17 protein-coding genes and 2 pseudogenes are annotated in these 24,629 nt (G+C 73.5%); 12 read left to right on the top strand and 7 right to left on the bottom strand.

What is annotated here, in order from left to right; translation table 11 throughout:
• Nucleotides 1-17 precede the first annotated feature (17 nt).
• Together ACIOGZ_RS10740 and ACIOGZ_RS10735 are read right to left on the bottom strand one after the other, a co-directional pair.
• On the bottom strand, nt 18-7,310 hold the full coding sequence (locus ACIOGZ_RS10740) for an amino acid adenylation domain-containing protein (protein ID WP_400985612.1): 7,293 nt from the start codon (nt 7,308-7,310) through the stop codon (nt 18-20).
• 408 nt (nt 7,311-7,718) lie between these two features.
• Nucleotides 7,719-8,195, bottom strand: coding sequence for a GNAT family N-acetyltransferase (locus tag ACIOGZ_RS10735; RefSeq protein ID WP_363585491.1), 477 nt, complete (start codon nt 8,193-8,195; stop codon nt 7,719-7,721).
• Nucleotides 8,196-8,653: 458 nt separating this feature from the next.
• Here ACIOGZ_RS10735 and ACIOGZ_RS10730 point away from each other — a divergent pair, with 458 nt between their 5' ends.
• From ACIOGZ_RS10730 to ACIOGZ_RS10710, 5 genes and pseudogenes are all read left to right on the top strand, one after another.
• The gene (locus tag ACIOGZ_RS10730; RefSeq protein WP_363375621.1) at nt 8,654-9,565 is read left to right on the top strand and encodes an ABC transporter ATP-binding protein; all 912 of its coding nucleotides are present in this window, start codon (nt 8,654-8,656) and stop codon (nt 9,563-9,565) included.
• Nucleotides 9,566-9,647: 82 nt separating this feature from the next.
• A complete protein-coding gene (locus ACIOGZ_RS10725; protein ID WP_363624229.1) occupies nt 9,648-10,472 on the top strand; it encodes an ABC transporter permease in 825 nt (274 codons plus the stop codon).
• Nucleotides 10,473-10,505: 33 nt separating this feature from the next.
• Nucleotides 10,506-11,378: pseudogene (ddaH, locus tag ACIOGZ_RS10720) on the top strand (dimethylargininase); the annotation flags it as partial.
• A gap of 49 nt (nt 11,379-11,427) precedes the next feature.
• Nucleotides 11,428-11,628 carry an MbtH family protein gene (locus ACIOGZ_RS10715; RefSeq protein ID WP_400985609.1) on the top strand — a complete coding sequence of 67 codons (201 nt, stop codon included), beginning with the start codon at nt 11,428-11,430 and terminating at the stop codon, nt 11,626-11,628.
• Nucleotides 11,629-11,828: 200 nt separating this feature from the next.
• Nucleotides 11,829-12,539: a hypothetical protein gene (locus ACIOGZ_RS10710; protein WP_363627763.1), complete on the top strand. Its 711-nt coding sequence runs from the start codon at nt 11,829-11,831 to the stop codon at nt 12,537-12,539.
• A gap of 85 nt (nt 12,540-12,624) precedes the next feature.
• On the opposite strand, the gene ACIOGZ_RS10705 is transcribed toward ACIOGZ_RS10710, so the two are convergent.
• Nucleotides 12,625-13,584 (bottom strand): alpha/beta hydrolase family protein, encoded by a 960-nt coding sequence (locus ACIOGZ_RS10705; protein WP_400985606.1) that lies wholly within the window; start codon nt 13,582-13,584, stop codon nt 12,625-12,627.
• A 167-nt stretch (nt 13,585-13,751) separates the two neighbouring features.
• Between ACIOGZ_RS10705 and ACIOGZ_RS10700 the strand changes: the two genes are divergently transcribed.
• Entirely contained in the window at nt 13,752-14,363 is a 612-nt protein-coding gene (locus tag ACIOGZ_RS10700) for a TetR/AcrR family transcriptional regulator (protein WP_400985605.1), read from the top strand.
• A gap of 364 nt (nt 14,364-14,727) precedes the next feature.
• Here ACIOGZ_RS10700 and ACIOGZ_RS10695 read toward each other — a convergent pair whose 3' ends face one another.
• Entirely contained in the window at nt 14,728-14,856 is a 129-nt protein-coding gene (locus tag ACIOGZ_RS10695) for a hypothetical protein (RefSeq protein WP_363627765.1), read from the bottom strand.
• A gap of 164 nt (nt 14,857-15,020) precedes the next feature.
• Complete coding sequence (locus ACIOGZ_RS10690) at nt 15,021-15,779, bottom strand: SDR family oxidoreductase (RefSeq protein ID WP_363585498.1); 759 nt, start codon at nt 15,777-15,779, stop codon at nt 15,021-15,023.
• Between the two features lie 146 nt (nt 15,780-15,925).
• Between ACIOGZ_RS10690 and ACIOGZ_RS10685 the strand changes: the two genes are divergently transcribed.
• Nucleotides 15,926-16,561 (top strand): TetR/AcrR family transcriptional regulator, encoded by a 636-nt coding sequence (locus ACIOGZ_RS10685; protein ID WP_400332108.1) that lies wholly within the window; start codon nt 15,926-15,928, stop codon nt 16,559-16,561.
• A gap of 87 nt (nt 16,562-16,648) precedes the next feature.
• On the opposite strand, the gene ACIOGZ_RS10680 is transcribed toward ACIOGZ_RS10685, so the two are convergent.
• Entirely contained in the window at nt 16,649-16,912 is a 264-nt protein-coding gene (locus ACIOGZ_RS10680) for a hypothetical protein (RefSeq protein ID WP_400806908.1), read from the bottom strand.
• On the opposite strand from ACIOGZ_RS10680, the gene ACIOGZ_RS10675 reads away from it, so the two are divergent.
• Nucleotides 16,907-17,233, top strand: coding sequence for a PadR family transcriptional regulator (locus ACIOGZ_RS10675; protein ID WP_363627768.1), 327 nt, complete (start codon nt 16,907-16,909; stop codon nt 17,231-17,233). The genes ACIOGZ_RS10680 and ACIOGZ_RS10675 overlap by 6 nt on opposite strands.
• Entirely contained in the window at nt 17,230-18,132 is a 903-nt protein-coding gene (locus ACIOGZ_RS10670; protein ID WP_400985602.1) for a hypothetical protein, read from the top strand. The genes ACIOGZ_RS10675 and ACIOGZ_RS10670 overlap by 4 nt, the downstream gene beginning before the upstream one ends.
• A 20-nt stretch (nt 18,133-18,152) precedes the next feature.
• Here ACIOGZ_RS10670 and ACIOGZ_RS10665 read toward each other — a convergent pair.
• Nucleotides 18,153-18,311, bottom strand: a pseudogene (locus ACIOGZ_RS10665) (IS630 family transposase); the annotation flags it as partial.
• Between the two features lie 511 nt (nt 18,312-18,822).
• On the opposite strand from ACIOGZ_RS10665, the gene ACIOGZ_RS10660 reads away from it, so the two are divergent.
• The 3 genes from ACIOGZ_RS10660 to ACIOGZ_RS10650 all read left to right on the top strand — a co-directional run bounded on the left by ACIOGZ_RS10660 (nt 18,823) and on the right by ACIOGZ_RS10650 (nt 24,544).
• Complete coding sequence (locus tag ACIOGZ_RS10660) at nt 18,823-19,623, top strand: maleylpyruvate isomerase family mycothiol-dependent enzyme (protein ID WP_363627771.1); 801 nt, start codon at nt 18,823-18,825, stop codon at nt 19,621-19,623.
• Between the two features lie 733 nt (nt 19,624-20,356).
• A complete protein-coding gene (locus ACIOGZ_RS10655) occupies nt 20,357-21,301 on the top strand; it encodes a DUF4184 family protein (RefSeq protein ID WP_400985600.1) in 945 nt (314 codons plus the stop codon).
• A gap of 9 nt (nt 21,302-21,310) precedes the next feature.
• Complete coding sequence (locus tag ACIOGZ_RS10650; protein WP_400985599.1) at nt 21,311-24,544, top strand: AfsR/SARP family transcriptional regulator; 3,234 nt, start codon at nt 21,311-21,313, stop codon at nt 24,542-24,544.
• Nucleotides 24,545-24,629: the final 85 nt, after the last annotated feature.

Raw genomic sequence — 24,629 nt, 5'->3', positions numbered from 1 at the left:
ACGCTCCGGACGGACCGTCATCGCCGGCCCTCGTCGGCCCGTCGCAGGACGGCGGCGACGACCCGGGCGATCTCGTCGATCGGCCCGGCGTCGGCGAGGTCCAGGTGCCGGGCGGCGAGCGGGTGGTCGGCCACCGGCCCGGTGGTGTGGGCCGACCAGACGGCCACCGTCTGCTGCGGCCGGTGGTCGCCGGTCGCGGTGAAGGTGGTCAGCGGCGCGTCGAGCACCCCCGGGGTCCACGCCGCCATCAGCCCGGCGTGGTAGCGGCAGGAGTCGAGGAACACCGCCAGCTCGTCCTCGTCGCGCGGCGCGGCCTCGCGCAGCGCCACGGCCAGCCGGTCGAGGAGCTCCGAGGGCTTGGGCCGCCACTGCTGCGCCAGGACGGCCGCCACCTCGGCGGCGGGCGCGCCCGTCGCCGTCAGCAGCTCGGCCAGCACGGCGGTGTCGGTGACCTCCCCGGCGTCCGGCGGCGCCGGATGGCTGTCCAGCAGCGCGACCAGGTCGACCTGCTCGCCCTGCTCGCGCAGCAGCACGCCGATCTGGTGCGCGACCAGCCCGCCGAAGGACCAGCCGAGCACCCGGTAGGGGCCGTGCGGCTGGACGGCGCGCATCCGCGCCAGGTACTCCCGCGCCAGGCCGTCCACGTCGGCCGGCCGCTCCCCGCCGCCGACCGGGCCGATGCCCTGGAAGGCGTAGACCGGCTGGTCCGGGTCGAGCCCGCGCAGCAGGCCGATGAAGCCGAGGCCGTCGCCCGTCACCGGATGGACGCAGAACAGCGGTGCCCGGCCGCCCGCGGCCCGCAGCGCCAGCAGCGGTTCGAAGGGGGCGTCGGCGCGCCCGGGCCGCTGCCCGGTCAGCCGCTGCGCCAGCGCGGCCGGGGTCGGCGCCTCGAACAGCGTCTTCACGGGCAGGTCGACGCCGAACTCCGCGTGGATGCGCTCGACCAGCCGGATCAGCAGCAGCGAGTGGCCGCCGAGCAGGAAGAAGTCGTCCTCCGGGCCGACCGCGGGCACGCCCAGCAGCTCGGCGAAGACCGCGACCAGCGTGCGTTCGGCCGGCGTGCGCGGCTCCCGGGCCCGGCTCTCGACGTGGGTCTGCGGCTCGGGCAGCGCCCGGCGGTCCAGCTTGCCGTTGGCCGTCACCGGGAGCGCGCCGAGCAGCACGTAGGCGGTGGGCACCATGTGGTCGGGCAGGTGGCCGCGCAGGTGGGCGCGCAGCGCGGCGGCCGTGGGCGGCTGCGCGGCGCCGTCCGGCACCACGTACGCGACCAGCCGTACGGCGCCGGCCCGGTCCTCGCGCACGGCGACGGCGCAGGCCGTGACCGCCGGGTGCTCGCCGAGCCGGGTCTCGATCTCGCCGAGCTCGATCCGGTGGCCGCGCAGCTTCACCTGGCTGTCCACCCGGCCCAGGTACTCCACCACGCCGTCGGGGCGGTGGCGGGCCAGGTCGCCCGTGCGGTACATCCGGGTGCCCGGCGCGCCGTGCGGGTCCGCGACGAAGCGCTCGGCGGTGAGCGCCGAGCGGCCGAGGTAGCCGTACGCGAGCTGCTCGCCGGTCAGGTAGAACTCGCCCGGCACGCCCGGCGGGACGGGGTTGAGGGCGGTGTCCAGGACGTAGCCGCCGGAGTTCCAGACCGGCCGCCCGATCGGCACCGGGTGCGCCTGCTCGTCCGCCGGGCCGCACTCCCAGGCCGTCACCTCCACGGTGGCCTCGGTGGGCCCGTAGAGGTTGTCCAGCCGGACGCCCGGGAGCACCTGCCGGAACCGGCGCACGGTGGCCGCGGGCAGCGCCTCGCCGCTGGCCACGACCAGGCGCAGCCCGGTGCACTCGGCGGCCCGCGGGTGCTGGAGGAAGACGTCCAGCATGGACGGCACGAACTGGGCGACGCTCACGCCCTCGCGCTGGATCAGCTCCGCCAGGTAGGCCGGGTCGCGGTGCCCGTCGGGCTTCGCCAGCACCAGGGTGGCGCCGGTGATCAGCGGCCAGAAGAACTCCCACAGCGAGATGTCGAAGCTGGCCGAGGTCTTCTGCAGGACGCCGTCCCGGGCGCCGAGCCGGTACTCCTCCTGGCCCCAGCGCAGCCGGTTGGCGATGGCGTGGTGCGGGACGAGCACGCCCTTCGGCCGCCCGGTCGAGCCCGAGGTGTAGATCACGTAGGCCGGGTCCCCGGGGCCGGGGGCGGTCGGCGTGACGCCCTCGGGCGCCGGCAGGTCCTCCGGTGACAGGCACGGCACGCCCTCGGCGGGGCGCAGCGCGGCGGCCTGCTCCGGGGCGGCGATCACCGCGGCCGGGCGGGCGTCCGCCAGCATGTACGCGAGCCGGTCGGCCGGGTAGTCCGGGTCCAGCGGGAGGTAGGCGCCGCCGGCGCGGTGGACGGCGCACAGCGCCACCACGAGCTCCACCGAGCGGGGCACGGCCACCGCGACCCGGCTGCCCGGGCGGACGCCGACCGCGGCGAGCCGGCGGGCCAGCGCGTCGATCCGGCGGTCCAGCTCGGCCGGGCCGAGTTCCCGGCCCTCGAACACCAGGGCGGGGGTGTCGGACGGCGCGGCGAGCCCTGCCGACACCAGGGCGGCCAGCGTGGTCGGCGCCAGCTCCCGCCGCTCGCCGGCGGAGCGCTCCAGCAGCCGAGGCCGCTCGCCCTCGGCGGACAGTTCGAGCCGGGAGATCGGCCGCTCGGGGTCGGCCGCGGCCGCGCCGAGCAGCCGCGTCAGGTAGCCGGCGATCGCCTCGACCGTGGCCCGGTCGAACAGGTCGGCGCGGTACTCGACGGCGCCGGTCAGCTCGTCGTCCGGGCCGGCGGGCGTGCCCAGGGTGACGGTGAGGTCGAACTTGGCCGGCGCCGGGCCGGCGGTGAGCAACTCGCTGTCGAGGCCGGGGATCTCCACGGCGGCGCCCGCCTGCTCCATCACCAGGGCGACCTGGAAGAGCGGGTGGCGGCCGGGGGAGCGCTCCGGGTTGACCAGCTCGACGATCCGCTCGAACGGCAGGTCCTGGTGGGCGTAGGCGGCGAGGTCGGCGTCCTTGACGCGGCGCAGCAGCTCCCGGAAGCCCGGGTCCCCGTCGGTGTCGGTGCGCAGCACCAGCGTGTTGACGAAGAAGCCGACCAGGTCGTCCAGGGCCTCGTCGGTGCGCCCGGCGATCGGGGTGCCGATCGGCAGGTCGGTGCCCGCGCCGAGGCGGGTGAGCAGCGCCGCCAGACCGGCCTGGACGGCCATGAAGAGGCTGGCGCCGTCGGCCCGGGCGAGCTCCGCCAGGGCGCGGTGGTCCGCGCCGCTCAGCCGCAGCGGCACCCGGCCGGCCTCCTGGCCGGTCTCGGCGGTGCGCCGCCGGTCCACCGGCAGCGCGATCTCCTCGGGCAGGCCGGCCAGCGCCCCGCTCCAGTACTGCCACTGCCGGGCGGCGGTGCTGCCCGGGTCCTCGTCGTCCCCGAGCAGGGTGAGCTGCCACTGGGTGTAGTCGGCGTACTGGACGGGCAGGGCGGTCCACTCGGGGGCCCGGCCGGCCGTCCGGGCCTGGTAGGCGGCGCCCAGGTCGCGGGCGAGCGGGCCCATCGACCAGCCGTCGCAGGCGATGTGGTGGACCGTCAGCAGCAGGACGTGCCGCTCGGGGGCGAGGGCGAAGAGGTGGGCGCGCAGCGGCGGCTCCGACGCGAGGTCGAAGGGCTGGGCGGCGGCGGTGCGCAGGGCCTCGGCCAGGCCCTCCTCGGTCACCGTGGCGGTGCCGGAGTGCCGTAGCAGCGGTGGGAGTTGCTCCGGGGCGAGGATCTGCTGGTGGGGAGCCGCGTCCTCGCCGCGGGGGAGCGGGAAGACGGTGCGCAGGGCCTCGTGGCGCGCGGCGCAGTCGTGCAGCGCGGCGGCGAGGGCGTCCCGGTCCAGGGCGCCGGTCAGGCGCAGGGCCAGCGGGATGTGGTACGCGTCGCTGTGCGGGTCCAGCTGCTGGAGGAACCAGAGCCGGCGCTGGGCGTGCGAGAGCGGGATCCGCTCGGGGCGGGCGGCGGCGGTCAGCGCCGGGCGACATCGCCCGGCGTCCACCGCGCGGGCGAGCCCGGCGGCCGTCGGGCTCTCGAAGACCGCCCGGATGGGCAGTTCGGCCCCCAGGGCGGTGCGCACCCGGCTGACCAGCCGGGTGGCGAGCAGGGAGTGGCCGCCGAGCGCGAAGAAGTCGTCGTCGGGGCCGACCTCGGCCACGCCGAGGACCTCGGCGAGCAGCGCGCACAGCGCGGCCTCGCGGGCGTCCCGGGGGGCCCGGGAGCGGCCGGTGGCGGCCCGCAGCCCGGGCTCGGGAAGAGCGGAACCGTCCAGCTTCCCACTGGAGTTGAGCGGGAGCCGGGCCAGGACGGCGTAGGCCGCCGGGATCATGTAGTCGGGCAGCTGCCCGGCCAGCAGCTCGCGCACCTCGGCGAGGTCGGGGGCGTTCCCGTCCTCGGTCACCAGGTAGGCGGCGAGGTGGCGCTCCTCGGCGCCGGCGCCCCGGGCCAGGACGGCGGCCTGCACGATCGCGGGGTGGCGCAGCAGCACCGCCTCGATCTCGCCGGGCTCGATCCGGAAGCCGCGGATCTTGATCTGCCCGTCGGCCCGGCCGAGGTACTCCACCTGGCCGTCGCGGCGCATCCGGGCGAGGTCGCCGGTGCGGTACATCCGGGCGCCGGGCGGGCCGTACGGGTCGGCGACGAAGCGCTCGGCGGTCAGGGCGGGGCGGCGCAGGTAGCCGCGGGCCAGGTGCGGCCCGGACAGGTAGAGCTCGCCGGGCACGCCGAGCGGGACGGGGCGCAGCAGGTCGTCCAGCAGGTACGCCCGGGTGTTGTCGAGCGGGCGGCCGATGACGGGGGTGCGGCTGTCCGCCAGGGAGCAGGCGAGCGCGTCGACGGTGCACTCGGTCGGGCCGTAGTAGTTGAACACCGCGACGTCCGGCAGGGCGGAGAGTTCGGTCCACAGCGCCGGCCCGACGGCCTCGCCGCCCAGCATCAGCACGGCCGGGCGGTGGTGGCCCTCGGCGAAGAGGCCGGCGGCGGTGAGCGCCGGGACGTACGTCGGGGTGAGGTCCAGGAAGTCGAGGCGCTCCCGGCGGACGTAGCCGACCAGGGCCTGCGGGTCGAGCCGGACCTCGTCGCTCAGCAGGTGCAGCGGGTGGCCCTCCAGCAGCCAGAACAGCGGCTCCCAGGCGGTGTCGAAGGTGATCGAGGCGACCAGGCCGAGCTGGAGCCGCCGGCCCTGCGGGCCGCCGGACGGGCGGACCATGCGGGTGCGGTGGTGGTGCATCAGGCTGCTGAGGCCGCCGTGCGGGATCACCACGCCCTTGGGCACGCCGGTCGAGCCGGAGGTGTGGATGACGTAGGCCGGGTCGTCCGGGCCGGTGGGGCCGGTGCGGTCGGCGTCCGTCAGGTTCCCGCCGGGGTGGGCGGCGACGGCGGCCCGCGCCCCGGGCTCGTCCAGCACCAGGACGGGCGCGCCGTCCGGCAGCCGGCCGGCGTCGGCGGCCGTGGCGAGCACGCAGACCGGGGCGGCGTCGGCGAGGATGCCGGCCAGCCGCTCGCGCGGCATGGCGGGGCTGACCGGTATGTAGGCGGCGCCCGACTTGAGGACGGCGAGCAGCGCGATCAGCAGGTCGGTGGTGCGCGGCAGCGCCAGGACGACGTAGCGCTCGGGGCCGGCCCCGCGCCGCACGAGCTCCCGGGCGAGCCGGTTGGCGCGCTCGTTGACCTCGGCGAAGGTGAACCGGCCGTCCTCGGCGACGAGGGCCGTGACCTCGCCCTCCAGGGCGGCGCGCTCCTCGAAGGCGCCGTGGAACGTCACCGCGGGGGCGCCGTGCTGGGTCGCGGTGAGGGCGCCGTCGTGCGTCATCGTGGCGGCACCGTCGTGCGGCACCGCGAAGGCGTCGTCGTGCGGCACCGCGGGGAAGGGCAGGGCGGGCCCGTGGGCGCGTTCGAACAGGTCGAGCCGCTCCTCGGCGCCGAGCAGGTCGTACTCGCCGATCCGCTGGTCCGGGTCGGCGGCGGCCGCGGCGAGCAGCCGGCCGAGCCGGGCGGTCAGGGCCTCGGCGCCCGCGCGGGTGAACAGGTCGGTGCTGTACTCGACGAAGCAGCCGAGCCCGGCCGGGGCGCCGTCGGCGTCGTGCACCTCGCGCATGTTGAAGGACAGGTCGAACTTCGCTCCGCCCGGGCCCGCCTCGGCGATCTCGGTCTCGATGCCGGGCAGCGCGAGGGAGGCCTCGGGGGTGTTCTGGAAGGCCAGCATCACCTGGAACAGCGGGTGCCAGCCCAGCGAGCGGTGCGGGTTGAGCGCGGTGATCAGCCGCTCGAACGGGAACTCCTGGTGGGCGAAGCCCTGGAGGTCGGTGCGGCGCACCCGCTTGAGCAGCTCGCGGAAGGTCGGGTCACCGGAGGTGTCCAGGCGCAGGACCAGCGGGTTGACGAAGTAGCCGACCACGTCGTCGTAGCGCTCGTCGGTGCGGCCCGCGATCGGGCTGGCGATCGGGATGTCCGTACCGGCCCCCGACCGGGTCAGCACCGTCGCCAGCGCCGCCTGGAGCACCATGAACATGCTGACCCGGCAGGAGCGGGACAGCGCCAGCAGCTCGCGGTGCAGCTCGGCCGGGAGGTCCCACGGGAAGTACTCGCCCCGGTGCGACATCGCGGCGGGGCGGGGGTGGTCGGTGGGCAGCTCCAGGAAGTCCGGCAGGCCCGCCAACGCCTGGCGCCAGTAGGCGAGTTGCCGCCCGCCCTGGCCCTGCGGGTCGTCCAGGTCACCGAGGTTCGCGTGCTGGCGCACGGCGTACTCGGCGTACGTGCCGGGCAGCGGGGACCAGACGGGCGCCCGGCCCTGGCCGCGGGCCAGGTAGGCGGTGCTCAGGTCGCGGGCCAGCGGGGCCAGCGACCAGCCGTCGCCGGCGATGTGGTGCAGCACCATGAGCACCACGTGCTGCTGCGGGCCGAGCACGAACAGGTGCACCCGCAGCGGGGCCTCGGCCTCCAGGTCGAAGACGTGCCCGGCCCCGGCCTCGATCAGGGCGGGCAGCTCCTCCTCGGTGACGGGCACCACGGTGAGGACCGGCGGCAGCTCGGCCATCGCCAGCACGTGCTGGCGCGGCACGCCGTCGCGCTCGGGGAAGACGGTACGCAGGGCCGCGTGCCGCTCCACCACGTCGGCGAGGGCGCACCGCAGCGCCTCGTGGTCGACCGGGCCGGTCAGCCGCAGCGCCACCGGGACGTTGTACGAGGCGTCGCCGCCTTGGAGGCGGTCGTTGAACCAGAGCGCCAACTGTGCGTACGACAGCGGTGTCTCCGCGGGCAGGCTGTGTTCGCCCAGCACGGGGCATCCCTCCAGGTGGAACCGCCCCGCCGGCCGGGTGGGTCGGGCGGGCCGGACGGTGGTTTCCGGTGGCTCTTGGCCGTTGTGGGCCCCGGCCGTGGTGAGCCGTGGTGAGTTGCGGCCACGGTGAGTCGCGGGGCGTCGTGGGCCCCGGGGCCGTCGGGGGCCGCGGCCGTGGTGAGTTCAGGCCGCGGTGAGCCCCGCCGTGGTGATGAGCGGGCCGTGGTGATCTGCGGGCCGTGGTGATTCACAGACCGTGGTGGTGTGCGGGCCGCCGGGGGTCCCGGGGCCGTCGCGGGCCCCCGGCCGTGGTGGCCTCCGGGGGTCCTTGTGGGCTCCGGGGCCGCGGGGGCCCGCCGACGTCCCTCGGCGGGGGGGCTACCGGCTACCGCGCTGTGCGGGCGGGAGTCACGCGGTCCAGCGGTAGGTCATGTCCGGCTCGTTCTCCTCGTTGCGGCTGCCGTCGTTGGTGTCCACCACGACGAAGCCGTGCCGCTCGTAGAAGGCGCGCGCCTCGGTGTTCTTCTGGAAGACGTGCAGCGAGAGCTCCTGCGGGCTGGCCGACTTGACGGCCTCCAGCAGCACGGTCCCGATGCCGCGGCGGCGCACCTCGGGGCGCAGGTAGAGGTGGTCGAGCAGGTTGCCGTCGAGCGAGGCGAAGCCCAGCACGGCCCCGGTCCCGGCCTCCTCGGCCAGCCACACCCGGGTGTCCGGGAGCACGACGTGGGTGATCCAGCTCAGGGTGGCCTCGTCACTGTGCAGACGGGGCAGGTACGGCATGGTCGCGGTGCGGGAGGCCAGGAAGACCTCGGTGACGACACCGGCGTCCTCGGCTACCGCGGCCCGCAGGCGGACGTTCGCGGTGAGCGGTCCGTCGGACTGCATCCACATCTCCTCGGTCAGGTGTGTGAAGGGGCGGTGGTGCCGCGGGTGACGACCGAAGGAGGAATACGTGATCGGCACCCGTCGCACACCGACGCTACGGTCGCGAACTACGGGCGATGGAGCCGAATTTCCCCCCGGATGGGCCGACATAGTGCGTCCCGGCGGCATTGATCTTCGAGCAACCTAACACCTGGTCATGGACAGGGGAACCCCCGAAAGCAGGTTCCTGACAAGTCGATTCTGCGGTTAGATGATCGCGCGGGCCCGGCCCCCGGGGAGCGAGGATTTCGGCGCACCGGGCGGTGACATTCCCCGACTTCCCTTGTACCTTCCCCGACGCCGAACTTCCCCTGGCTTCGCCCGACTTCCTCCGCCTTCCCCTCGTCTTCCCCCGCACATCCCCTGCACATCCCCTGCGCTTCTCCTGCCTTCCCCGACTCCCCGAAAGGAGCGCCCGCGTGGACACTCCTGCCGTCCGAATCAGCGGCGCGGTCAAGACGTTCGGTGCCACCACCGCGGTGGGCGGCCTGGACCTGGAAGTGCCGCCCGGCATGTTCCTGGGCCTGCTCGGGCCCAACGGCGCGGGCAAGTCCACCACCATGCGGATGCTCACCGGGCAGACCCGCGCGGACGCGGGCACCGTGGAGGTGTTCGGGCACCGGATGCCGGAGGACTCCCGCCGCGCCCGCTCCCTGGTCGGCGTCGTCCCGCAGCACGACAACATCGACCCCGAACTGACGGTGCGCCAGAATCTCGACGTCTTCGTCCGGTTCACGGCCCTGCCGCGCGAGCGCTACCGTGAGGCGGTCGACCAGGCGCTGGCCGCCGTCCGGCTGACCGACCGCGCGAACACCCGCGCCGACGCGCTCTCCGGCGGCATGCGCCGACGGGTCCTACTGGCCCGGGGCATCGTCAACAACCCACGGCTGCTGCTCATGGACGAGCCCACCGTGGGCCTGGACCCGCAGATCCGGCAGGACCTGTGGGACGTCATCGACGGGATGCGCGAGAGCGGCACCACGGTGGTCATGTCGACCCACTACATCGAAGAGGCGGAACGGCTCGCCGACGAGGTGGCCGTGGTGACCGGCGGCCGGGTGATCGCCCGGGGCACCCCCGCCGAACTGCTGCGCGCGCACGCGGGCGCGCAGGCCGCCGAGTACCGGGGCGACGCGGCCCGGCGCGAACTCGTCGAGGCCGAGGCCGCCCGGGCCGGACTGCCCAGCCGGCGGACCGGGCCGGCGGTCTCCGTCCTGCGCGCCGAGACGATCTCCGCGCAGCTGCGCGAGCGTCTCGGACCGCCGGACGTGCTGCGCCCGACCTCCCTGGAGGACGTGTTCGTCGCGCTGACCGGAGAGCTGTTCGGCTGAGCCCGGGCCGGCCGCTCCCTCGCCCCCTGGACCACCGCCCGCCTGCCCGCCCGCCTGCTCGCCCCCACAGAGAGGACACCCGATGACCACGGCGACGCCCATGCCCCGCACCGAGGCCCAGACCGGTCCCGCCCCAGGCCTCCCGCCCGCCCTGTGGCCGACCATGCGGGCGGTGTGGCTGCGCGAACTGCTGCTCTTCCGCCGCTACTGGCCCGCCATCACCTTCGGCTCGCTGATCGAGCCGCTGGTCTACATGACCGGGTTCGGCATCGGCTTCAGCCGGCTGATCGACTCGGTCCAGGGGCACCCGTACCCGCAGTTCGTCGGCGTCGGCATGGTGGTCACCTCGGTGCTCTTCGCCTCGGCCTTCGCCGGGATGTTCGAGAGCTTCAACCGTCGCAAGTACCAGAAGATCTACGACGCCGTCCTGTGCCAGCCCGTCGACGTCTGGGAACTGGTCACGGCCGAGGCGTCCTGGATCGCCGTCAAGTCCTCCGTCTACGGCACCGCGCCGCTGCTGGTCTGCCTCGCCATCGGCCTGCCGCCGGGGCCGGAGCTGCTGCTGGTGCCGCTGGTGGCGCTGGTCTCCGGCTTCGCCTTCGCCCTGCTCGGCATGTGGGTGTCCTGCCTGGTGCCGGCGATCGACTGGCTGCGGCTCGTGGTGTCCGGCGTGCTCACACCGCTGGTGATGGCCGCGGGCGTGTTCTTCCCGCTGGACGGGCTGCCCGACTGGGTCCAGGGGGTGGCGGCCGTCAACCCGATCTACCACTGCACGCAGCTGGTGCGCCACGCCGCCTTCGGGACGCTCGGGGCGGGCGACGCCCTGCACGGGGCCGTCCTGGCCGCATTCGCCGTCCTCGCCTGGTTCCTGGCCGTCCGCGGGATGCGCCGCCGGCTCGTCGACTGAACGGCTCCCGGACTTTCCCGGACCCCCGGAGCAACACGAACACCACGCAGCACGCAGCACGCAGCACGCAGACCAAGGAGAACCACCCCGATGACAGCCCGCGTCGCAAGCCAGCGCCGTTTCCTGATGTGCCGGCCCAGCCACTTCGGCGTCAGCTACTCCATCAACCCCTGGATGCACCCGGAGAAGCCGGTCGACGGCGCACTCGCGCTCGCCCAGTGGACCAGGCTGCGCGACCTCTACCGCGAACTCGGCCACACCGTCGAGGAGATCGACCCGCTGCCCGGACTGCCCGACATGGTCTTCGCGGCCAACGGCGCGACCGTGGTCGACGGGAAGGTCCTGGGCGCGCGCTTCCGCCACGCCGAGCGCACGGCCGAGGGCCCGGCCTACCTGTCCTGGTTCCGCGAGCAGGGCTGGTCCGAACTGCTGTGGCCCGAGCACATCAACGAGGGCGAGGGCGACTACCTGCTGGCCGGCCGTCGGCTGCTGGCCGGCACGGGCTTCCGCACCGACCCGAGGTCGCACGCCGAGGCCCAGGAGTTCTTCGGCGTCCCCGTGACCAGCCTGACCCTGGTCGACCCGGAGTTCTACCACCTGGACACGGCGCTCGCCGTCCTCTCCGACGACGAGATCATGTACTACCCGGAGGCCTTCACCCCCGGCAGCCGGGCGGTACTGCGCGAACTGTTCCCGGACGCCATCCAGGCGACCGCCGAGGACGCCGCCGTCTTCGGCCTCAACGCGCTCTCCGACGGCCGCCACGTCCTGCTCCCCGAGTCGGCCACCCACCTGATCGGTGAACTGCGCCGACGCGGCTTCGAGCCGATCGGCGTGGACCTCACCGAACTCCTCAAGGCGGGCGGCAGCGTCAAGTGCTGCACCCTGGAACTGCGCGGCCGCTGACCGCACCGGCAAGCTCACCGGTTTTCACCAAGCACGAGAGGACGACGTGGTGACGAATCCCTTCGACGACCCCGACGCCGACTACCTGGTCCTGGTCAACGGAGAGGGCCAGCACTCACTCTTGCCCGCCTTCGCCGCCGTGCCCGAGGGCTGGAAGACGGTGTTCGGCGCGGCGCGTCGGCAGGCCTGCCTCGACCACATCGAGCAGACCTGGCCCGACATCCGCCCCCGAACCCTGACCCACGACTGACCGCCGCCCCGCCCCGCTGCCCCACGGAATGGCAGAGTTCCTGCTGAGGCCGCTGCGCGACGAGTTCGACGAATCGGCCGATCAGGAAGCGTGCTTGGAGCTGCCGGAGGGGCCCCGGGAGTGGCCGGCCGCGCCCGGTTGAGAACCTTTGGGGTGGGACGTTGTACACGGAGAGGCCGGTCAGGGAATCGGCGCGGGTGATGTGGGAGCACAAGGCGCTGCTGCTCCTGCCCGGGATCGCCGGCGTGGTGCTCGCCGGGTTGGTCGGGGCGCTCGCCTTGGGGGTGACGGGGCTGTGGTCGGGGGCCGTCCTGGGGAACGTGGCCTTGGTGGTGGTCGCGATCCTCGTCGGGGCGGTCTGCGCCACGTTCTTCAACGCGGTGCTGGTCGCCGCGGCGGATGACGCGATGCAGGGGCGGCCGGTCGGGATCGGGGCCGGCTACGGGCGGGCGCTGCGGCGGCTGCCGGCGATCGTGGTGTGGGCACTGGTCGGGGTGGTGGTGATCTTCTTCGGGTCGCTGCTGCTGGTCGGGCTCTCGTGGGCGATGGCCTCCTACCTGGTACTGCCGGCGATGGTGATCGACGGCATCGGGGTCCGTGAGGCGATGCGGACTTCCCGGCAGGCGTTCCGGGCCCGCGGCGGGGACACCGCGCGCAGTTCGACCTGGATCGCTCTGCCCGTCTTGTTGTCCTTCCTTCCGTCGGTGGCGGTCTTCGGCCTGGGCCTCACGGCGGTCGACCGGGTCTTCGGGGTGCTCGCCATGGCGGGCGCTGCCCTTTGGCTGGCGGTCGCCGTGACGGTGACGGCGAGCCTGTCCGGGGTGTTCCGGGTGCGCCATTACCGCGAGTTGACGGGACGACCGGCCACGGCCCCAACGCTTCCCGCGCTGCACGTTTCGCCGGTGGAGTAGCGCGGGTGGTCGGCGGCCGTCGACCACCCGCGCCCTGGCACTCACCGAGGGGACGGCGTCGAATGACGCACGCGCTCGGCCGGTGCTACTTGGAGTCGACCCGGCCGAGCGGGTCGGCGTCGGCCGCCAGCGCGTCGCATGCGGTCTGCCAGGCGGGGTCGCCGGGGTGGAGCGCGGTGCGCAGGTAGGCCCAGGTGAGCCGTTGGAGCAGCGCGACCCGTGCGGGGTTCTCGTCCGTGGTCTCGGCGACGTCGTATCCGGAGATGCCGCCGAGCCCGTGCTCCGCGTCGAACAGGGTGAGCAGCGACTTGGGGCCGGGGGAGAGGGTGTACGGATCGGTGTGCCAGTCCGGCCCCCGGACCGTCAGGTGGGCGGAGGCGTCCTTGTCCCCGGCGACCACGAGCGCGGGCGTCGTCATCCGGGAGAAGTCCGGGGTCGAGAGGAAGGGGTAGTTCTCGGCCACCAGCGGGGTGAGGGCGTCACCTCCCCTGCCGGGTGCGGCCAGGAGGACGCCCGCCGTGATCCGGGGTTCGGCCAGGTCCACCGTCGTCCCGTCGTCGGGGTCGGTGAGCCGGGCGCCGAGCAGCAGGCTCGCGGTGTGCCCGCCCATCGAGTGCCCGGCGACGGCGACCCTGCCGTGGTCCAGGCGTCCGAGGAGTTGGGGGACGGCGGCCTCGATCGCGTCGAGCCGGTCGAGGATGTGCGTCATGTCCTCGGCCCGGGACCGCCAGTACATGGGTGCCCCGGGGGTGTCGGGGGCGAGGTCCAGCGTCGTCGAGCTGAGATGGGTGGGCTGGATCACGGCGAAGCCGTGCGCGGCCCAGAAGTTGACGAGGGGGGCGTAGCCGTTCAGCGAGGAGAGGTTGTTCGAGTGGCCCTGGCCGTGGGAGAGGAGGACGACCGGCAGGTCGCTCCCGGTCAGCGGCGCGGAGACCCGCACCTCCAGGTCCACGGCCCGGCCGGGCACCGGCAGGACGACCGGACTGACGGAGAGGACGGGAACGGGCGGGCCGAAGGTGTCGGCCGGGTGCGTCGATTCGCTCATGGTGCGCATGTCCCTTCAGGGGCCTCTCCCGGCCGGGCCTGAGCGGCCGGCGGCGGGCGAGGCGGTCGGGAGCGTCCGGTTTCGGCTATGCTGAAACCGGAACCTTGTTCCACTTACTATACGGAACAGCGTTCCGCTTCGTCAACGACTATCGGGAGGAGAGCGTGGTGTCCACTGCGGGCCAGTCCGGGGAGACCCGGTCCGGGGAGTCGCCGGCCAGAGGAAGGCGGGCCGACGCGCAGCGCAACCGGCAGACGCTGCTGGCCGCCGCCGCCGAGGTGTTCGTCTCCTCCGGCGTCGACGCGCCGATCCGCGAGATCGCGGCCAGGGCGGGCGTCGGAACGGGGACGATCTACCGCCACTTCCCGACCCGCGCGGACCTCGTCGTCGCCGTCTACCGCCACCAGGTCGAGGCCTGCGCCGAAGCCGGCCCGGCCCTGCTGGCCGAGGCCGACTCCCCGTTCGCGGCACTTCGCCAATGGGTCGACCTCTTCGTCGACTTCCTGGTCACCAAACACGGACTCGCCAACGCGCTGCAATCGGACGGCGGCGGCTTCGACGCGCTGCACGCCTACTTCCTCGACCGCCTGGTGCCCGTCTGCGCCCAACTGCTCGCCGCCGCGGCCGAGGCCGGCGAGACCAGGCCCGGAACGCAGGCCTACGAACTGATGCGCGGCATCGGCAACCTCTGCGCCGGCCGCGACGACGACCCCCGCTACGACCCCCGCCGCCTGGTCGACCTGCTCCTCCAGGGCCTCCAGCGACCGCCGTCATCCTGACGGGCCACGGCCTTCCGCAACCGTGAGCTCTCCTCGGTTCGGCCGGTCCTGGCCGGCATGGCGTGGATGGACCTGATCACTATGCCCCGCCCCGGCTGCGGCCGTGGTGCCCAGCTCGTGTTCGACGGCGGTGAACGCCTCGTCCACCACGGGCGGACGGATCGGTGCTGGTCACCAGGGGTGGAACTGCTGCTCGGGCCCTCTCAGGCCAACCCGCCAAAGCGGGCTGTCTCACCCAAGGCTGACAGAGAGGGCCAGTGCGGCGGGCAGGTGCACCACGAGTGTGAAGTAGAGGATGGCGGCGGTGCCCGCCAAGCGCGCGCCGCCGCAGGTCGTCCGCAGCGGCGCGCGTACCGGGTCGGTGCTACGGCGCGGTGACGCTCGGCTGGCCGCCCGCGCCGAAGGCCCAGCCCTCCACGTCGCCGGGGGCCGGCTGGTAGCTGGCGGCGCTGAGTTGAACATCGGTACAGCCGTTATCGGTGAGAACGATCATGGTCGTCCAGCACAGTGGTCACCGCCATCCTTCCGGCCGCCGGCGCCCTGAGCCCGCTTCGGGACCCTGATGCGCCAGAGCTGGACGAGGATGAGGACGAGTCGGTCGGCTCGGAGTGAGCCGGGGCCGTCACTGCCTGCTTCCCTACCGACCGTCGCCCGGCGTCACAGGAGAGCACCGCCGGAGACCTCGATGCGCTGGGCGGTGACCCAGCGCAGTCCCTCGGAGGCCAGCGTAGCGATGGCGTCGCCGATCTCCTCAGGTTCGCCGACGCGGCCGAGCGCGGTCTGTCCGGCCAGAACCTGGCGCATTCCGGCGTCGTCCCGCATCGCTCCACCGTTGAAGTCGGTGGCGGTCGGCCCCGGGGCGATGGAGTTGACCCGGATGCCGCGTGGTCCGAGTTCTGCGGCGAGGGTGCGGCTCAGAGCTTCGACGGCGGCCTTCGACGCGGAGTAGGCCGAGGTGGCGGGGCTGGTGTGGCGGGTCAGTGACGTCGAGACGTTGATGACCTGGCCGCCCTGGGCCAGCAGCGGCACGAGCGACTGGATGAGGAAGAACGTGCCCCGGACGTTGGTGCCCATCACCGTGTCGAAGTCGTCGATCGTGACAGTCTCCAGCGGCCCGAAGACTCCCACTCCCGCGTTGTTGACCAGGATGTCGAGCCTCGAAGTACCCCAGCGCTCCAGCTGCGCGCCCAGTTCGGAGGTGAAGGACGCGAAGGAGGAGACGTCGCTGATGTCGAGCCGGAGAACAGCGGCAGTCCCACCCACGGCCCGCACCTGTTCCGCCGTCCTCTCAGCCCCGGCCACATCGCCGCGGTGGGTGACCACGACCCGCACTCCGCGTGTGGCCAGGGCGATGGCCGCGCTGCGCCCGAGGCCGCGATTCGCACCGGTCACCAAAGCGATCTTGTCGATTGTCATGAACTTCCTCCACCGTGCGACAACCAGGATCCGCCCAGGTGCCACAGATCAGAGGCGAGTCACTTGACTCGCCTTGTTGGTGCACCGTAAGCGGGCCCCCGAGGCGAGTCAAGTGACTCGCCTCGGGACTGCGGCATACTCTCCGCATGGCAGCAGAACTCACCGCGCATCACCGCAGGCTCGCCCAGCAGAAGCGCGAGGCGATCACCTCCGCGGCCACAGAACTGTTCTTGGACCGTGGCTACGCCGGCACTTCCCTCGCACGGATCGCCGAAGCGGCCGGGGTCTCGAAGTCCACCCTGTTCAAGCGGTTCCCCACCAAGGCGGCCCTCTTCGAGGCCATCGTCACCGAGTCCTGGCAGCGTGACGCCGGCGATACCGCCGCCCGGCCGCAGGCGGGAGATCTGCGCTCCGGGCTGACAGCCATCGGCCACCGCTACGCCGACCTGATCAGCCAGCCCCGCATGACAGGCCTGTTCCGGATCGTCATCGCCGAACTGCCTCGTTTCCCCGAGCTGGGACGGATGCAGTTCCAGCTCGGCAAACTGCCCTACTTCGCCTCCGTCCAGCACTACTTGGAATCCGAGCATGAGGCGGGCAACGCTGATGTGCCCGACGCTGAGAGCGCCGCGAACCAGTTCCTCGGCATGATCGCCAACTACGTCCTGTGGCCCCGCATGCTGCTGACCGGCTGGAACCCCGCAGCCTCCGACATCCACAACGCCGTCGAAGAGGCCGTCGAGACCATGCTCGCCAGATACACCCCCGACCCGCCGGCCTGACCCGAAGCCGGAACTTCGACACTGACGCGCAATGCCAAAGACCGCGACGCCTTCACCCGCGATACCTGTCGGCAAACGAAGGCGAGCTCAAGCGGTCAGCGCATCACCGCTGTTCAGGAGCACCCCCTCGACCTCGGCGACAGCACCCCCCGCTTCGAACTGTTCCTCGGCACGCTGCTCCGCGGCCTGCCCGCGCAGGAACCGGGCGTCGAACGTGGCGTCGAACGGAGCGCCGAATGACGCGCCGAACGGCGATAGGCCCCGGCACCGCACCTCAGGGCCCCGGCCGACCGCGTTGAGATGGTCCGGCGGAGTGACTATCTTCGTGAGGTGAGTGAACGTGTGATGCAAGAGCCCACCCTGATGGTGCTGACCGCCCTCGCGGACGCGCCCCGGCACGGATACGCCATCGCGCAGGAGGTCAAGACGATGACCGGCGGCCGGGTCGCGCTGCGCACGGGTGCGCTGTACGGGGCCCTGGACCGGCTGCTGGCCGACGGCCTGATCGACATCGACCGCGAGGAGATCGTCGACGGCCGGGCCCGGCGGATCTTCACCTTGTCCCCGGCGGGGCGGGAGCGGCTCGCGGTGGAGGCCGAGCGCCTGGCCGCGGCGGCGAAGGAGGCCACCCGCCGCCTGTCCGTCGCCAAGCCGCCGGCGGCCTCCGCATGATCGAGCGCGTCCTGCGGCTCTATCCCGCCGCCTACCGCCGGGCCCACGGCGGGGAGATCGTCGCGACCTTCCGCGAGATGACCGCGGGCGAGCCGCTGGGTTCGCGGCTGCGGGAGGGCGCGGGTCTGGCGGCGCACGCGATGAGGATGCGGATGGGGCTGGGCCCGGCCGCTCCCGTCGCGAAGGTCCTCGCGCTGGCGTACCCCTTCGCGCTGGCCGCCTCGGCCGCCGCCTGCGGCCTGCACCTGCTGACCTGGTACGCCGATGTCGTCTCCTCGCCCGCCCCGTTGGGGGTGCGACTCGAAGCCGACCTGTCGGGGGCGTGGGGCGCGCTGCTCGTCTCGTCGCTGGTCGTGGTCGCGGGGGCGGTAGCGGCGCTGGCCGGCCGGTGGCGCGTGGGGGTGCCCTGCGCGGTGGCCGGGCTGCTCTCCTTCGCGGTGGCCGCGGTGGTCAGCGGGCCGGGGTTCGGTGACCCGGTGGTCACCCCGGCCGCGATGGTTCTGGCGGCGGCCGTGCTGCTCGCCTGCCCGCAGGACCGGCGGGCGGAGGGCGTCGCGGCGGGGCGAGCGGGCGCGGCCGCTGCCGTGGTCGCGCTCGTGGTCGTGCCGCGGGCGGCCATCGCCTCGCACGGGGTGCCGTGGGTCAGCACCGACTACGGGTGCTGGCCGCTGGTCGTCCTCGCCGCGACCGGTGTCGCGCTGACCTGGTCCAGTGGATCGCGGGGCGGCCGCGAGCTGGCGGCGATGGCCCTGGCCTCCCCGCCGCTGCTCGCCCACGCCTACACGGTGGCGTGGGGCGAGGCGGCTGTCGTGGCGTGCCTGGCGGCCGCGCTGCCGGCCACCGTGGTGGCCGTCGGGCTCGCCGGCCGCCTGAAGCGAAGCGGTCGCCTCCTCCGCTGACCGGCAGCTCGGGGACGGTGCAGCTGGGCGATGACCGGCACGCGGTTCCCGCCGGCCGAGGCCAGCAACATCATTGCCCGCCGGTAGCGCACCGAACCCGTACTGCCACGCCGCACAATCCGCTGTAACTGCTGGCCCTCCTGGCCGGCCAGTCTCCGGACCTTGACCGGCTCCGCCACCACGCCTCCCCGAACCTCGGATGTCCACCCACGTCCAACCGGTCCGGACCGTGCCACCGCGAACCCGGTGAACCTTCGCGGTCAGAGCACCAGGAAGGCGCCGGGGTTGTCCGCGCAGACCAGGGCCGGCGACCCGAACTCGCCCACGCAGACGACGATCCGAGTCCCGCACACGGTCGCATCTGCCGGTACGGTGACACGACCGTACTCACTGCGGTCCTGGGCGTCTCGCTCGGTCGCACACCGCGTGGCGAAGTCGTCCTCGAGGCGCGACACAAGGTCTCCGAACAGCGCGCACCGGGTGGACGTCACGTCGCCGAGGTGCCCGGCCGCGCGGCGAGGCCAGGGCACCCACCGGCACGACGCCTGGCGTACCGCCACCACCGGCGTCCTCGCAGCAGTGCGCAGCTTGTCACCCGAGCGGTGGGAGGCGAGACGTCCGCAGTGGCCAACCGGCGGCGACTGTGAAAATCGCTGTCCGATCACCGGAGCACGGTGATAGACATCCGGCGTGGAAAAGAATCTTGAGTTCCCTGACCTGCTGCGACTGATCGATGAACGGTCGACCGCATTCCGCGCCGTGGTCGCCGCCGCGCCCAGTCTTGACGCACAGGTGCCGACCTGCCCCGGGTGGACGTTGTTCGATCTGGTGAAGCACCTGGGTGGGGGAGACCGTTTCTGGGCCGCCATCGTCGGTGCGGGGCCTGCCGACGCGCCCCCGGCCGAGGCCGTCGCCGCGCGCGCCGCTCTGGTAGTGCCGCGGGAGCGTGAGGCCCTGCTGGCCTGGCTGGCCACGTCGACGCAGCTTCTGCTGAGCGCCCTGCGCGAGGCAGGACCGGAGAGCGGTTGCTGGACGTGGTGGCCCGCGTCGCAGTCACCGCCAACCTCCGGCGGTGTCGCCCGGCACCGGGTCCAGGAGACCGCGGTGCACACGTACGACGCCCAGCTCGCCTGGGGCGCCCCGCAGCCGCTGCCGGTCGAGGTGGTACTCGACGGTGTGGAGGAGTTCCTGTTCACCGTCTGCGGAACGCCGAGTGCCTGGCCGCACAAGCCCACGGCCTTCGACTTCCACGCCGCCGAGGGCCGCTCCTGGCGCCTCACCGTCGACGGCGACGGCGCACGCACCACCCGCATCCCCGCGCCCACCGCCGCGACCGGCGAGGACTCGGACGCAGCCGGCGCCTCCGTCCACGGCACGGCCAGTGAGTTGGTCCTCTACCTGTACGACCGGATCCAGGCCGATTCCTTGCACGTTGACGGAGACGCAGGGCTGCTCGACCTGCTCCGCGCCTGGGAGCCGGAGGAGAAGTAGGACGTAGCGGGGACGGGGGCGGGGCGGGGACCGGGCCTCGAGCCGGTAGGACACGACTCTTCGCCGCCTCCGCCGGTTCGGGCCGCGCCGGTTGCACACCGGGAGCCGGCAGACCCTCGGAGGCGGCGGGGCCGATGACGGCGTCGTTGCCCGGGGCCAGTACCTCGCCAACGCGTGAGCGGGCGATGACCCACTCGTTCCACTCCCGCTCGGCCACGGCCAGCTCCGTCTGGAGGCGGTCGGCCTCCTCCCGCAGATCGTCGACACGACGGCGAGCGGTGAGCTCACGCTGTTCCAGCAGTCCCACGACCGACGGCATCCTCGACCTCCACCAACGCGACGACACGACACGTCACCACTGCCACGAGACCGCCGACCCTATGCCTGACCAGCGAGAACGCAGTCCTCAAGCCCGGAAAGACGACAACCTCTCTGCACCGGGAAGTCGGGTTCGACCGGGTGGCGTTCGGTGCTTCCTTCCAGGGCATCGAGTTCGCCGGTGGTGAGGGTTGGCTTCTGCGAGCGGACCCGCGGCGACCGTGACGGGGAGGATGCCGGATTCCGGACGGCGTTCAGGCCCATCTGGCCTATCGGGCCTTGGGCATCGACAGCACGGTCGCCCGCCGCAGCCGGAGCCGCGAGGGATGACGCGGCGCATCCGCCAGAGGTCATTAGTCCGTTTGACGTAGCATTCCGTTCGACGGACTATTGGGGTCTGCGCGAGAGGATGCTCATGCCGTTCACCCTGGCCCACCCCGCGGCCGTACTGCCGTTGCTGCGGAGACCCTTCAGTCGGGCCGCGCTGGTTGCCGGAGCCGTCGCACCGGACCTGCCCTACTTCGTCGTCACCACGGGACTGCCCGTCAGTGCGCAGTCCTGGTACGAACCGTTCGTCAACGCCACGACCTCGCACAGCGCTCCGGGCGCCGTCACCGTCGCCCTGCCGTACGCCCTCGCCCTGTGGGGACTGCTCCGCGCCGGCGAACGCCCGCTGGCGTCCCTGCTGCCGCTGCCGCTGCCGGAGCCCAGCGCCGCGTCGCGGCTCCGCGCTGCCGGCGCGCTGGCGCGACGAGCCGGGTGGATCGTGCTGTCCGCCCTGATCGGCATCGCCACGCACCTGGTCTGGGACGCCTTCACCCACTTCGACGGCTTCGTGGTCGCCCGTACGCCCTGGCTCAACTCCACGCTGGTGGGCAGCCTCACCTGGGCGCGGGCGTTGCAGCACGCGAGCACGATCGGCGGCCTGGCCGCCATCGCGGTGTACGTGTGGCCGAGGCGGGCCCGCTTCCTCGCCACTGAGGGCCGCACGAAGCCTGGCAGCGAAACCCGGCGCCCCGTCCTCCTCGCCATGGCCCTGGTCGCCTTCGTCGGAGCCGTTGCCCACGCCTGGCGGTGGCTCGCCGGCCCGGAGGCGGTGGCCGACGGGCTGCCGCTGAGCGCCGTCGTCGAAGGGGTGCTGTCCGACGCGGCGAAGGGCGCGGGCGCCGGCCTGATCGGCAGCCTGGCCCTGTACGTCCTCATGTGGTGGAGTCGGCGCGCCCTCACGGCAACCCGCCTCCGCCGGGGCAGAGTTGACACAGTACGCCCGGGTCCGCAGGGAGAACGCGGGGCCGTTCACCGACAATCGGAACACCAGGCAGAGGCCGATGGCCGGTTCGGTACCCGGCCGACCAGATGAGGGGAACACGTGCGTCCAGATCATGATCAGGATTCGCTGAGCTTCGCGTTACTCGGCGAGCTGCGGGTCCGGCGCGCCGGCACGGACCTGCACTTCGGCGGCCCGCAGCAGCGGTCGGTACTGGCCGCCCTGCTGCTGCGCCCGAACGCGGTCGTGACGGTCGACGAGCTGATCGACGGCCTGTGGGGAGACCGGCCGCCCGGTGCGCCCGACACCAGCTTGCGCACCTACGTGTGGCAGCTGCGGAACCTGCTGGAGCCCGTGCGCACGGCGCCCAGGGTGCTGGTCTCCCGAACGGGTGGCTACCGTCTGGCCGTCGAGCCGGACCGCGTGGACCTGTGGCGGGTCAAGCGCTTGCAGGAACTGGCCGGGACGTGCGCCGCCAAGCGCCCGCAGGACGCCCGGAACGCACTGGGAGAAGCCCTGGCCCAGTGGCGCGGGGAGCCGCTCGCCGGCCTGCCGGGGCCGCTCATGTGCCGCGAGCGGGAGCGGCTTTCGAGGCTGCGCCTCACCCTCCTGGAGGAGCGCCTCGCCCTCGACGTGGCCCTCGACGTGGCCCACGGTGCGGGACTCGGCGCGGCCCTCGACGTGGCCCTCGACGCTCCCTCCGGCTACCTGTCGGAGCTGGAGCAGCTGGCCGGTGACCACCCGCTCCACGAGCGCCTCCAGGAACTGCTCATCCGCGCGCTGCGGCGGCAAGGGCGCACGTCCGAGGCGCGTGCGGTCTACGACGCGCTTCGATTACGGCTGGTGGAGCAGCTGGGGATCGAACCGGCGCCCGCGCTCACGGAGTTGTGTCACGATCTGGGTGTGGATGCCGCCATGCGATCGAGGGCCGCTGCACCCGGTCCGGACTTGCGCCCAGACGTACCGTTATCACCCGCGTCGGCTGACCGAGGCGCTGACCGAGACGTCGACCGCGGCGCCGAACGAGACGTCGACCGCAGCGCAGGCGATGCGGCCGACAGTGAAGCCCTGGACCAACTCCCCCCGGTGCTGGCGCAGTTCATCGGACGGCAGGACCACATCGCCGGAATCGGACAAGCGCTGACCGGGCGAGCACCGGCCGTACGGACCAGCCCCGCACTGCGACTGGTGACCGTGACCGGGATGGCCGGGGTGGGGAAGACGACCCTCGCGGTGCGAGCCGCCCACACCGTGCGCCCGGACTTCCCCGACGGCCGGCTGTACGCGGACCTGCGCGGCGCCGACCTGGTGCCCGCGAACGCGTCCGACATCCTGGCGGACTTCCTGACAACGCTGGGCGTCCGGGCGGCAGTTGTGCCCAAGGACCTCGAAAGCAGGTCGGCGCTGTTCCGGACCGCCAGCGCGGGACGACGGCTGCTCATCCTCCTGGACAACGCACGCGACGAGGCCCAGATCCAGCCGTTGCTGCCCGGCTCGTCGGACTGCGCGGTCATCGTCACCAGTCGCACGGTGCTCACCAGTGTGCCGTCGGTCCTGCACGTCGCGCTGGACGTGTTCAGCGAGCCCGAGGCGATCGGCCTGCTCGACTCGGTCATCGGCGCGGCACGCCGGTCCGGACAGGGCCCCCAGGCCAGGATGTTGGTCGATGCCTGCGGCCGGCTCCCCCTGGCCGTGCGGATCGCCGCGGCCCGGCTCGCCGCCACCCCGGATCAGCCGATCGCCGAGCTCGTCCGGAGCCTGGCCGACGACCGCGAGGGCATCGACGCCCTGCGCACGGGCGACCTGGCGATCGAGCAGGTCTTCGAGCTCAGCTACCGGCTGCTCCCACCACCCCTGGCCACGGCGTTCCGGATGCTCTCCTGGGCGGAGCCCGACCTCGGTCTGGCATCGGCAGCCGCAGTCCTGGGCCTGGCGGAGTACCAGGCGGAGCGGCTCGCGGAGTCGCTGGTGGACCAGGCGCTGCTGGAGTCGACGGGCGCCGGGCGCTACCGCTACCACGACCTGGTGCGCGCCTTCGCCCGCCGGGCGTCGCTGCGGACCGGCGACCACGAACGGGCCGGCGCCCAGCAGCGGCTGCTGACCCATCTGCTCGGCTGCGCCCGTACGGCCTTCACCCTCGCCGTACCCGGCGACCCGGTCGCCGACGTCTTCGGCGAGCCGCTCCAGCAGCCGGCCGCCCCTCCTGGCCGCTCCCCGGCCGCCCGTCCAGGCCGCTCCCCGGTCGCCCCGGCTTCCTTGCGCCCCTCGGTCTCCCCGGTCTCCCCGGTATCCCCGGTCTTCGCGGATCTGGCGGACGCCCGCCGGTGGGCCCGGACCGAGACACCCGGCGCCGTGGCGCTCGCGGCCGCCGTCGCGACGGACACCCTGCGCGCCCTCGCCGACGGCCGGCCCTCGGCGATGACCGACCTGCGGGCGGCCGTCAACCTGCTGATCGCCCTCAGCCCGCTCGGCCTCGGCGCCGTCGGCGGCCGAGCGGAAGACGCCACCCGCACGCTGATCGCCGCCGCCGTCGCGGCCGGCGACCGTTGCGCGGAGGGCCGGTCGCGGTTCCTCCTCGGCACGGTCCTGCTGGCCCGGGCCCGGCTCGGCGAGGCCGGCGCACAGGCCCGGCAGGCGGCCGAAGCCTGCCGGGAGGCGGAGGACCCGGCCGTTCTCCGGCAAGCCCTCAACGACCTGGGCCTCATCGCCCAGGCCGAGGGCCGGCACGAGGAGGCGATCGCCGCCTTCGACGAGGCGGTGGCGCTCGCCCGGCAGCTCGGCCACCGGTCCGGCGAGGTGGCGAGCACCGCGAACGCGGCCCTGTCCCGCATCCGCACCGGTCACGTGGCCACGGCGGTGCAGACCTGTCAGCGGATCCTCGCCGAACCCGGGGGGACCGCCGACGTCGCGATGACCGCGTACGTGCACTACGTCCTCGGCCTCGCCTACCAGGAACTGGGCCGACTCGACGACGCCGCGGCGCAGCTGCGGTCCTGCATCTGCTGCGCGGGCGTCACCGGCGATCTCAACCGGGAGTCGGCCGCCCGAAGCCGCCTGGCCGACGTCCTGCGCCTGCTCGGACGGCTCGACGAGGCCGTTCAGCAGGCGGAGCGGGCACTGGACCTCGCAGAAGCAGGTGGGCGACAGCGCGAACGCGCTCTCGCCCACCTGGTGTTGGCCCATGCGATGACCGCCCGCAGCGACCACCACGCCGCCCGGCATCAGGAAGCGAAGGCGCGCCTACTGCTCAGCCGCCTCAGCGCCCCGGAGGCCGCCGACGTGACGTCGATGCTGGCCGCCCTGGCGACCGCCGACCGGACCCCTCACCCCCGGTAGCGGATGACGAGACCGGTGCCGTTCCACGCGATGCGCCCCGAGAGGCAGTGCACGTCGGCCGACCCGCCGCAGGCCTGCGCCGACG

Origin of the sequence: Kitasatospora sp. NPDC088160 (assembly GCF_044741445.1) — a bacterium.
GTDB lineage: Bacteria > Actinomycetota > Actinomycetes > Streptomycetales > Streptomycetaceae > Kitasatospora.
Note: the sequence above shows the minus strand (reverse complement) of the source record. Positions and strands in the feature narration are given on the sequence as shown.

Bases quoted from the DNA above. Each gene is read 5' to 3' on its own strand.
- ACIOGZ_RS10735 (WP_363585491.1), bottom strand. From the start codon at position 8,195: ATGCAGTCCGACGGACCGCTCACCGCGAACGTCCGCCTGCGGGCCGCG.
- ACIOGZ_RS10725 (WP_363624229.1), top strand. From the start codon at position 9,648: ATGACCACGGCGACGCCCATGCCCCGCACCGAGGCCCAGACCGGTCCC.
- ACIOGZ_RS10710 (WP_363627763.1), top strand. From the start codon at position 11,829: ATGTGGGAGCACAAGGCGCTGCTGCTCCTGCCCGGGATCGCCGGCGTG.
- ACIOGZ_RS10705 (WP_400985606.1), bottom strand. From the start codon at position 13,584: ATGAGCGAATCGACGCACCCGGCCGACACCTTCGGCCCGCCCGTTCCC.
- ACIOGZ_RS10695 (WP_363627765.1), bottom strand. From the start codon at position 14,856: ATGATCGTTCTCACCGATAACGGCTGTACCGATGTTCAACTCAGCGCC.
- ACIOGZ_RS10690 (WP_363585498.1), bottom strand. From the start codon at position 15,779: ATGACAATCGACAAGATCGCTTTGGTGACCGGTGCGAATCGCGGCCTC.
- ACIOGZ_RS10685 (WP_400332108.1), top strand. From the start codon at position 15,926: ATGGCAGCAGAACTCACCGCGCATCACCGCAGGCTCGCCCAGCAGAAG.
- ACIOGZ_RS10675 (WP_363627768.1), top strand. From the start codon at position 16,907: ATGCAAGAGCCCACCCTGATGGTGCTGACCGCCCTCGCGGACGCGCCC.
- ACIOGZ_RS10670 (WP_400985602.1), top strand. From the start codon at position 17,230: ATGATCGAGCGCGTCCTGCGGCTCTATCCCGCCGCCTACCGCCGGGCC.
- ACIOGZ_RS10655 (WP_400985600.1), top strand. From the start codon at position 20,357: ATGCCGTTCACCCTGGCCCACCCCGCGGCCGTACTGCCGTTGCTGCGG.